General features: G+C 71.3%; 11 protein-coding genes. 8 read left to right on the forward strand and 3 right to left on the reverse strand.

Annotated elements, in window-relative coordinates; translation table 11 throughout:
• Positions 1-423 (forward strand): hypothetical protein (locus CCN51_RS37310; protein ID WP_086860607.1); only part of this gene is annotated, 423 nt, incomplete at its 5' end.
• Entirely contained in the window at positions 420-1,235 is an 816-nt protein-coding gene (locus CCN51_RS37315) for an SAM-dependent methyltransferase (RefSeq protein WP_014181461.1), read from the forward strand. The genes CCN51_RS37310 and CCN51_RS37315, both read left to right, overlap by 4 nt.
• Before the next feature lie 19 nt (positions 1,236-1,254).
• On the opposite strand, the gene CCN51_RS37320 is transcribed toward CCN51_RS37315, so the two are convergent.
• Positions 1,255-2,481 carry an acyl-CoA dehydrogenase family protein gene (locus CCN51_RS37320; protein WP_014181460.1) on the reverse strand — a complete coding sequence of 409 codons (1,227 nt, stop codon included), beginning with the start codon at positions 2,479-2,481 and terminating at the stop codon, positions 1,255-1,257.
• 153 nt (positions 2,482-2,634) lie between these two features.
• On the opposite strand from CCN51_RS37320, the gene CCN51_RS37325 reads away from it, so the two are divergent.
• Positions 2,635-3,285 carry a TetR/AcrR family transcriptional regulator gene (locus tag CCN51_RS37325; protein WP_014181459.1) on the forward strand — a complete coding sequence of 217 codons (651 nt, stop codon included), beginning with the start codon at positions 2,635-2,637 and terminating at the stop codon, positions 3,283-3,285.
• Positions 3,286-3,331: 46 nt separating this feature from the next.
• On the opposite strand, the gene def is transcribed toward CCN51_RS37325, so the two are convergent.
• Positions 3,332-3,889 (reverse strand): peptide deformylase, encoded by a 558-nt coding sequence (gene def / locus CCN51_RS37330; protein ID WP_014181458.1) that lies wholly within the window; start codon positions 3,887-3,889, stop codon positions 3,332-3,334.
• Positions 3,890-4,102: 213 nt separating this feature from the next.
• On the opposite strand from def, the gene CCN51_RS37335 reads away from it, so the two are divergent.
• The 5 genes from CCN51_RS37335 (at position 4,103) to CCN51_RS56095 (ending at position 8,683) form a co-directional block, all read left to right on the forward strand.
• Complete coding sequence (locus tag CCN51_RS37335; RefSeq protein WP_014181457.1) at positions 4,103-5,341, forward strand: Mur ligase family protein; 1,239 nt, start codon at positions 4,103-4,105, stop codon at positions 5,339-5,341.
• A gap of 53 nt (positions 5,342-5,394) precedes the next feature.
• Positions 5,395-6,126, forward strand: a complete 732-nt coding sequence (locus tag CCN51_RS37340) for a type 1 glutamine amidotransferase (RefSeq protein WP_014181456.1) — start codon at positions 5,395-5,397, stop codon at positions 6,124-6,126.
• Between the two features lie 177 nt (positions 6,127-6,303).
• Positions 6,304-7,329, forward strand: coding sequence for a 6-phosphofructokinase (locus CCN51_RS37345; RefSeq protein ID WP_014181455.1), 1,026 nt, complete (start codon positions 6,304-6,306; stop codon positions 7,327-7,329).
• Positions 7,330-7,445: 116 nt separating this feature from the next.
• Positions 7,446-8,396: a cytochrome c oxidase assembly protein gene (locus tag CCN51_RS37350; protein WP_014181454.1), complete on the forward strand. Its 951-nt coding sequence runs from the start codon at positions 7,446-7,448 to the stop codon at positions 8,394-8,396.
• A gap of 131 nt (positions 8,397-8,527) precedes the next feature.
• Positions 8,528-8,683, forward strand: coding sequence for a hypothetical protein (locus CCN51_RS56095; RefSeq protein ID WP_043488071.1), 156 nt, complete (start codon positions 8,528-8,530; stop codon positions 8,681-8,683).
• On the opposite strand, the gene CCN51_RS37355 is transcribed toward CCN51_RS56095, so the two are convergent.
• On the reverse strand, positions 8,652-9,436 hold a 785-nt coding region (locus CCN51_RS37355), incomplete at its 5' end, for a cytochrome P450 family protein (RefSeq protein ID WP_143675999.1). The two genes, CCN51_RS56095 and CCN51_RS37355, sit on opposite strands and share 32 nt — an antisense overlap.

Raw genomic sequence — 9,436 nt, forward strand, 5'->3', positions numbered from 1 at the left:
CTGCCCGCGCTCGACCCGGCGCGCCCGTACCGCGAGTTGCTACGGCTCGCCGGGCCGCTCGCGGTGGACTCCGGGTTCGTCGGCGAGCTCGTCTACGGGCCGCTGCGCCGGGGACACTCCCGGGTGACATGGATCGAGGCCTTCGACTTCGCCGAAACGGTGGCCGAGCGCGGCGGCGCGTTCGTCCATCTGGCGGCTCCACCGCCCGCGTTCACGGAGCGGCTGACCGGGCGGGGCGCCACGGCGGCCGCGGCCATGGCGGAGACCGAGGCCGCGGCCGCCGCCTATGAGCGCGCCTTCACGACCCTCGCCCAGCACGCCCCCGTGTTCACCCTGCGCCCGGGCCCGGCGAAGCACCCTGCCTCGGCGGTAAGTTGGAGCTCCGAGCACGGCCTCACGCATGGCAGGAGAATCTCCAGATGACTCACGGCTCGTCCACCCCCGGTCGGCAGGCGGCCTTAGGCAAGATCGACACATCCGTGCCGCATTCGGCCCGCATCTGGAACTACTGGATGGGCGGCAAGGACAACTACGAGGTCGACCGGGTGGCCGGTGACCAGTACCGCGAGGTCGCGCCGACCATCGAGGTGATGGCCCGCGCGTCCCGCGCGTATCTGATCCGCACGGTGACGCATGTGGCCGGGGAGGCCGGGATCCGCCAGTTCCTGGACATCGGCACCGGGCTGCCGACGTACGACAACACCCACCAGGTCGCCCAGCGGGTCGCCCCCGAGGCCCGGATCGTCTATGTCGACAACGACCCCCTGGTGCTCCGGCACGCCCAGGCCCTGCTCACCAGCACCCCCGAGGGCGTCACCGACTACATCGACGCCGATCTGCACGAGCCGGACAGAATCCTGGAGGCCGCGAGCAAGACGCTGGACTTCAGCCGCCCCGTCGCGCTGATGCTGATGGGCATCCTGGGCCATATCCGGGACTACGACGAGGCCCGGTCGATCGCCCGGCGGCTCCAGGACGCGCTCCCGGCCGGCAGCTACTTCGTGCACTACGACAGCACGGACACCGACCAGGCGCTCAAGCAGGCCCAGCAGGGCTACGACGACACCGGCGCGGTCCCGTACGTCCTGCGCAGCCCCGAGCAGATCGCGCGCTTCTACGACGGTCTGGAGCTGATCGAGCCGGGCATCGTGTCCTGCCCGCTGTGGCGCCCCGAGCCCGCCGACGCGCCCATCGAGAAGACGGACGTCTACGGGGGCGTCGCGCACAAACCCTGACGCCCCCGGCGCCCCGGCGCTAGCGGATCTGCATACCGGACAGGGTGCGGGCGATGACCAGCCGCTGGATCTCGCTCGTGCCCTCGAAGATCGTGAAGATCGCCGCGTCGCGGTGCATCCGCTCCACCGGGTACTCCCGGGTGAATCCGTTGCCCCCGAGGATCTGCACCGCCTGGGCCGTCACCGTCTTCGCCGTCTCCCCGGCGAAGAGCTTGGACATCGACCCCTCGGCGGCGGTGAAGGGCCTGCCCGCGGTGGCCATCCAGGAGGCGCGCCACACCAGCAGCCGCGCCGCGTCGATCCGTGTGCGCATATCGGCGAGCTGGAAGGCGATGCCCTGGTTGTCGATGATGGGCCGGCCGAACTGCACCCGGTTCTTGGCGTATTCGAGCGCGACCTCGTACGCCGCGCGGGCCACGCCGACCGCCTGGGCGCCGACCGCCGGGCGGGACGCCTCGAAGGTCGCCATGGCCGCGTTCTTGCCGCGCTCGGTGCCGCTACGGGCGCGCTCGCGGGCGCGGGCGAGGCGTTCGTCGAGCTTCTCCTTGCCGCCGAGCAGACAGTGACCGGGGACGCGGACGTCCTCCAGGACCACCTCGGCGGTGTGCGAGGCGCGGATGCCGTGCTTCTTGAACTTCTGCCCCTGGGAGAGGCCGGGCGTGCCCGGGGGCACCACGAAGGAGGCGTGGCCGCGCGCGCCCAGCTCCGGGTCGACGGAGGCGATCACGACGTGGACGCCCGCGATGCCGCCGTTGGTGACCCAGGTCTTGGTGCCGTTGATGACCCATTCGTCCTTGGCCTCGTCGTAGACGGCCCGGGTGCGCATCGCGGCGACGTCCGACCCGGCGTCCGGCTCGGACGAGCAGAACGCGGCGACCTTCACGTCGTTCGCGTCGCCGTACATGGGCGGGATCCAGGTGCCGACCTGTTCCTCGGTGCCGTTGGCGAGGACGGCGACGGCGGCCAGGGAGGTGCCGACGATGGAGAGCGCGATACCGGCGTCGCCCCAGAAGAGCTCTTCCATCGTCATCGGGATGCCGAGGCCGGTGGGGTCGAAGTACTGCTGGGCGTAGAAGTCCAGCGAGTACAGTCCGATCTTGGCGGCCTCCTGGATGATCGGCCAGGGGGTCTCCTCCCGCTCGTCCCATTCCGCGGCGGCCGGGCGCATCACATCGACCGCAAATCCGTGAATCCAGTCGCGGACCGCCTTCTGGTCGTCGTCGAGCTCGAACGAGAATTCCGGCATTACCCCTCCACCTGACTATTACCGTCGGTAACAAGAGTCTGTTACTCACGAGTAGACGATGTCAACTCCCCCGGCCGATCCACCCCCTCACCGGGGCCAGGGGTGTTACGTTTCGCAGGCGTTAGGAAGCACCAGGGGGCGGGAGGCGACTTCATGGACACGGGCACCAGTCAGCGCGACGATCAGCAGCACGCGGCCCAGCGGCGGCGCAAGGAACTGCTGGAGGCGGCGGACCGAGTGGTGCTGCGGGACGGACCCGACGCCTCGATGAACGCCATCGCGGCGGAAGCGGGCATCACCAAACCCATCCTGTACCGCCACTTCGGCGACAAGAGCGGGCTCTACCGCGCCCTCGCCAAGCGCCACACCGACGCGCTGCTCGCCTCGCTGCGCGCCGCCCTCGACGCCCCCAACGACCGCCGGGAGCGCGTCGAGGCCACGCTGGACACCTATCTGGCGGCGATAGAGGCGCGCCCCCAGGTCTACCGCTTCCTGATGCACCCCGCCGAGGACGCCCCCCAGGCCGAGCAGGGCTTCGACGTCGGCCGCCACTCGGCCCCGGTGCTGCGGCGCCTCGGCGAGGAGCTGGCCAAGGTGATCGCCGACCGGCTCGAACTCGGCCCCGGCGGCACGGAGCTCGCCCGCGTCTGGGGACACGGGATCGTCGGCATGATGCACGCGGCGGGCGACTGGTGGCTGCGCGAGCGGCCCTGTTCCCGTGCCGAGTTGGTACGGCACCTCACCGATCTGCTGTGGGGGCGGCTGACCACGATGGACGACCGCGTCGGCGCTCCCGGCTTCTGAGCGAGGGCGGCAGGGGCCGCGGGTCCGGACGGGGCACGGCTGGGGCTTACGTGGCAGAGGGCGCGTCCGCGGCCCAGGGCGCCCGCCGCACCGCGCGCAGCGCCCGGCGGCGGCGCAGCCCGGTGAGCCGGTCGGTGAACAGGCGCCCGTCGAGGTGGTCGCACTCGTGCTGCAGACAGCGCGCGAAGAAGCCCGTGCCCTCCACCCGCACCGGCTCCCCGGTCGCCGTCACACCCTCCACGACCGCGTGGTCGTGGCGCACCGTGCCCGCCTCGATACCGGGCAGCGACAGACAGCCCTCCGGCCCCCGCACCGTCACCCCGTCGGCCTCGACCAGCCGCGGATTGACCACATGCCCCAGATGCCGGCGGTCCTCGTCGTCCGGGCAGTCGTAGACGAACACCCGCAAGGCCACCCCGACCTGGTTGGCGGCGAGCCCGACGCCCTGCGCCGCGTACATCGTCGCGTACATGTCCTCGACCAGCCGGCCGAGGGCCGCGTCGAAGGCGGTGACCTCCTCGCAGGAGGTGGCCAGCACCGGATCGCCGAGCAGCCGCATCGGCCGCACCAGTCCGCGACTGCCGGGGATCGCGCCGTTTCGCATGGCAGCAAAGCCTACGTGTCCGACGCGGGGCGCACGGCCCGACCGTGGGTCGACTCGTCCCGGTTATGCGGGTGAGATTCGGGAGAGCGCCCGGATCTCGATAGGCTGATCCCCGACCGTGGCCTCCCGGCTGGCGATTCGGCGCGGAGGGGAACGTACCACCGGCGCCTCAGGGGGCAAGAGCGGCGCCGGTATGCGAGGAGGACGAAGACGATGGCAGGCAACTCGGAGCCGCTGTCGCCGCGGGCCAAGCTGGCCGTGACGGCGGGCAAGGCCGCGGCAGCGGTGTCGCGGGCGGCGGGCCGCGGCAGTGGATCGGTGATCGGCGGCAAGGTGGCCCTGCGGCTCGACCCCGAGCTGCTGGGCAGGCTGGCGCGGCACCTGGACGTGATCCTGGTGTCGGCGACCAACGGCAAGACCACGACCACCCGGCTCATCGCCGAGGCGCTGCGAGCGGCCGGACCGGTCGTCTCCAATGCGCTCGGCGCCAATATGCCCGCCGGTATCACCTCGGCCCTCGCCGGCGGCTCCGACGCCCGCTACGGCGTGATCGAGGTCGACGAGAAGTACCTCGCCGGTGTGGCGCGCGATACGGAACCCAAGGCCATCGCGCTGCTCAACCTCTCGCGCGACCAGCTCGACCGGGCCGCCGAGACGCGCATGCTGGCCGAGAAGTGGCGTGAGGGACTGAGCGGCACCAAGGCCGTGGTGATCGCCAACGCGGACGACCCGCTGATCGTGTGGGCCGCCTCCTCCTCGCCCAATGTGGTCTGGGTCGCGGCGGGCCAGGAGTGGAAGGACGACGCCTGGTCCTGCCCGTCCTGCGGTGGTGTGCTGCAGCGCCCCGGCGACGACTGGGTCTGCGCCGACTGCGGTTTCCGCCGCCCGGTCCCCACCTGGGCGCTCAACGGCGACTACGTCATGGACCCGCACGGCTCGGCCTGGCCGATCCACCTGCAGCTGCCCGGCCGCGCCAACAAGGCCAACGCCGCCACCTCGGCGGCCGTCGCGGCGACCTTCGGGGTGCCGCCGCAGGTGGCGCTGGAGCGGATGTACCAGGTCCAGGCGGTCGCCGGACGGTACGACGTGGTCACCTTCCAGGAGCGCCAGCTGCGGCTGCTGCTGGCCAAGAACCCCGCCGGCTGGCTGGAGACCTTCTCCCTGATCGACCCGCCGCCCACCCCGGTGATCCTGTCGGTGAACGCCCGCGGCGCGGACGGCACCGACACCTCCTGGCTGTGGGACGTGGACTACACCCGGCTCGCCGGGCATCCGATCTGTGTGATCGGCGACCGCAAGCTGGACCTGGCGGTGCGGCTGGAGGTCGCCGGGCTGGACTTCCGGGTCTGCCAGACCGTGGACGAGGCCGTGCAGATCGCCCCGCCCGGCCGGATCGAGGCGATCGCCAACTACACCGCGTTCCAGGACCTGCGCCGCCGCGTGGGCAACTGAGTCCGCACGACCGAGTCCGCACGAGCGAAAAGGGCATAAGGGAATTGCGACGGATGAACCAGAACAGCCTGCGTCTGGTGTGGGTCTACCCGGACCTGCTGAGCACGTACGGCGACCAGGGGAACGCGCTGGTGGTGGAGCGCCGGGCGCGCCAGCGCGGGCTGGACGTCTCCCGCCTCGACGTCCGCTCGGACCAGCAGATCCCGACCTCCGGTGACATCTATCTGGTCGGCGGCGGCGAGGACCGGCCGCAGCGGCTGGCGGCCGAGCGGCTGCGCCGCGACGGCGGGCTGAACCGCGCGGTGTCCAACGGCGCCATCGTGTTCTCGGTGTGCGCGGGCTACCAGATCCTGGGGCACGAGTTCATCAACGACCTCGGACAGCGCGAGCCGGGCCTGGGGCTGCTCGATGTGGTGAGCACCCGGGGCGAGGGTGAGCGCTGCGTCGGCGATGTGCTGGGCGATATCGACGACCGGCTGGGGCTGCCGCCGCTGACCGGCTTCGAGAACCACCAGGGCGTCACCCACCTCGGTCCGTCCGCGCGCCCCTTCGCGCGCGTCCGGTTCGGCAATGGCAACGGCACGGGTGACGGCACCGAGGGCGCGTACAACGACACCGTCTTCGGCACCTACATGCACGGCCCGGTGATGGCGCGCAATCCGCATATCGCGGACCTGCTGCTCAAGCTGGCGCTGGATGTGAACGCGCTGCCGCCGGTGAACGACGAGTGGTACGAGGCGCTGCGCAACGAGCGGATCACGGCGGCCACCCAGGCCACCGCGTAAGCCCCTCCGGGGTGGCCCGGGCCGCCCCGGGGCCGGCTCGGGCTTCCTCCGGGTCGCACCAGCCGCCCGCATGGCGGACAGACCACGGACCCGCCACCCCACTCGCTTGTAGGGTGGCGGGGTCCCGCCGGACACCGCGGTCCGGCCGTCAGCCCACACTGCAGAGGTATCAGGGCCATGCGCATTGGTGTGCTCACGTCCGGCGGCGACTGCCCCGGCCTGAACGCTGTGATCAGGTCCATCGTGCACCGCGCGGTCGTCGACCACGGCGACGAGGTGATCGGCTTCCAGGACGGCTGGAAGGGCCTGCTGGAATGCGACTACCGGAAGCTCGACCTGGACGCCGTGAGCGGCATCCTGGCGCTCGGGGGCACCATCCTCGGCTCCACCCGGGTGCAGCCCACGCGGCTGCGCGAGGGCGTGGAGCGCGCCAAGGGGCATGTCGCCGAGCTCGGCCTGGACGCGATCATCCCGATCGGCGGCGAGGGCACGCTCAAGGCGGCCCGGCTGCTGTCGGACTCCGGGCTGCCGATCGTCGGCGTCCCCAAGACGATCGACAACGACATCGCGTCCACCGATGTGACCTTCGGCTTCGATACGGCGGTCGGGGTGGCCACCGAGGCCCTGGACCGGCTGAAGACCACCGCCGAGTCGCATCAGCGGGTGCTGATCGTCGAGGTCATGGGGCGGCACACCGGCTGGATCGCGCTGCACTCCGGCATGGCCGCGGGCGCCCACGCGATCGTGGTGCCGGAGCGCCCGTTCCATATCGACGAGCTGACCAAGGTCGTCGGGGCGCGCTTCGAGGCGGGCAAGAAGTTCGCGATCGTGGTCGTGGCCGAGGGCGCCAAGCCGCAGGAGGGCACCATGGCCTTCGAGGCGGGCGGCACGGACGTCTACGGCCATGAGCGGTTCGCCGGGGTGGCCCGGCAGCTCGCGGTCGAGCTGGAGCGGCGCCTGGAGAAGGAGGCGCGGCCGGTGATCCTGGGCCATGTCCAGCGGGGCGGCACGCCGACGGCGTACGACCGGGTGCTGGCCACCCGGTTCGGCTGGCACGCGGTCGAGGCCGTGCACCGCGGTGACTTCGGGCAGATGACGGCGCTGCGGGGCACGGACATCACGCTGGTGCCGCTCGCGGAGGCCGTCGAACACCTCAAGACGGTACCCGCGGAGCGGTACGCCGAGGCCGAGTGCGTACTCTGAGTACCGCATCGGCCGAGGACTGACGGCGGATGCCAGAACCATCAATTGCGCCACCACGACGGCGAGCAACCAGGTCCGCGAGAGCGGCGCCGGTTTAGGCGCACAAAGGGGACCACATGGATCACGGCGGGCACGGCATGCCCATGGATCTGCCGCCGTTCACGCTGGCGCGAGGGCTGGAGTTCGGCGGGGACACGTTCTTCCTGGTCGGCTGTGTGGTGGCGCTCGCCCTGTACGGCTGGGGCGTGGCGCGGCTGATGCGGCGCGGCGACCGCTGGCCGGCGGGCCGGACCGTGTCGTTCGTGCTGGGCGTCCTCACCATCGCGCTGGTGATGTGCACCAAGCTCAATGACTACGGCATGGTCATGTTCAGCGTGCACATGGTCCAGCACATGGTCGTCAGCATGGTCTCCCCGATCCTGCTGCTGCTCGGCGCCCCGGTGACGCTGACCCTGCGGGCCCTGCCGACGGCGGCACGCGGCCGCAAGGGGGCCAGGGAGCTGCTGGTCGCGCTGTTGCACAGCCGCTATGTGCGGATCGTCAGCCACCCGGCGTTCACGATCCCGATGTTCATCGCGAGCCTATACGCGCTCTACTTCACCCCGCTCTTCGACTTCCTCATGGAGAGCAAGGCCGGGCATATCGCGATGATGTCCCACTTCCTGCTGGTGGGCCTGTTCTTCTTCTGGCCCATCATGGGCGTGGACCCGGGCCCGCACCGGCCGGGCTATGTGATGCGGATGCTGGAGCTCTTCGCGGGCATGCCCTTCCATGCCTTCTTCGGGATCGCCCTGATGATGGCGAGCGAGCCCATGGTCGGCAGCTACGAGCACCCGCCCGCCTCACTCGGCATAGACGCGCTGTCCGACCAGACGGCGGCGGGCGGTATCGCCTGGGCCTTCAGCGAGATCCCCTCGGTGATCGTCCTGGTCGCGCTGCTCGCCCAGTGGTACAAGTCCGACCAGCGCCAGGCGCGGCGCGCGGACCGTACGGCGGACCGGAACGGCGACCAGGAGCTCGCGGCGTACAACGCCTATCTGGCCTCGCTCCAGACCCGCGGCCGCTGACCGCTTCGCGCCACCCGGCCGTCCCGCCGCCCTCACCGCCCTCATTGCCGACGCCGTCCAGCGTCTAGCGGTGAGGGCGGTTCCGTACGACCATGTCCTCCTGGGCCGTTGGGGCTGAGGAGGTTGCGGGGATGCCCGGATCTGCGAAGGCGATGACAGCGTGCACGGTGGGGGGCCTGGTCCTGGTGACCGCGTACTCGGTGGCCCTCGGCAGCAATGGATGGCTCTGGTTCGGCTGGGTGGTGCTCGGCCTGCTCACCGTCGGGGTGGTCGTGGCCCGGGCCTGAGCCGGCGCCACAGGGACCGCCACCAGGACCGGCGCCGGGAGGAGCGTCGTACGTCCGGCCGGTCCGGCGTATTCGGCCGGTCCAATGCCTTCGACTGATCCGGGGGGTCCGGCTGGGGCGCGGAGCGGGCCAGGAAGTCGGGTGCCAGCAGGCCCGTCTCGGTCTCCAGGGTGTCCGAATCGCCCCCGCGCGGCGTGAACTCGGCGGGCAGCGACACCAGGTGGCGGGAGATCCATGAGGCCGTCCAGCTCAGCTCGGTCTCGGGGACCGCGAGCCGCAGATCGGGCAGGCGCAGCAGCAGGGTGTCGATGCCGGTGTCGGCGATGGCGCGGCCGATGTCCTGGCCGGGGCATTCATGGGGCCCGCCGCTGAAGGAGAGATGCGAGCGGTTGCCGTACATGGGTGCGGCGATGTCGGGGCGGACGGCGGGGTCGACGTTTCCGGCGGCCAGGCCGAGCAGCAGCATGTCCCCGGCCCTGATCTGCCGCCCGCCCAGCTCCGTATCGCCGGTCGCCCAGCGGCCGGGGATCACGGCGAGCGGCGGTTCGTTCCACAGCACATGCTCGATGGCGTCCGGCAGGGTCATATGGCCGCCGGCCAGGGAGGCGCGGAAGCGCGGGTCGGTGAGCACCGTCCGCAGCGTGTTGGCCATCAGGTTGGTGGTGGTCTCGTTGCCGGTGAGCAGCACCAGTCGCAGATGCTGGACGACCTCCTCCTCGGTCAGCCCTGAGGGGTGCTCCAGCAGCCAGGAGG

It is taken from the genome of Streptomyces milbemycinicus (assembly GCF_002154605.1).
GTDB lineage: Bacteria > Actinomycetota > Actinomycetes > Streptomycetales > Streptomycetaceae > Streptomyces > Streptomyces milbemycinicus.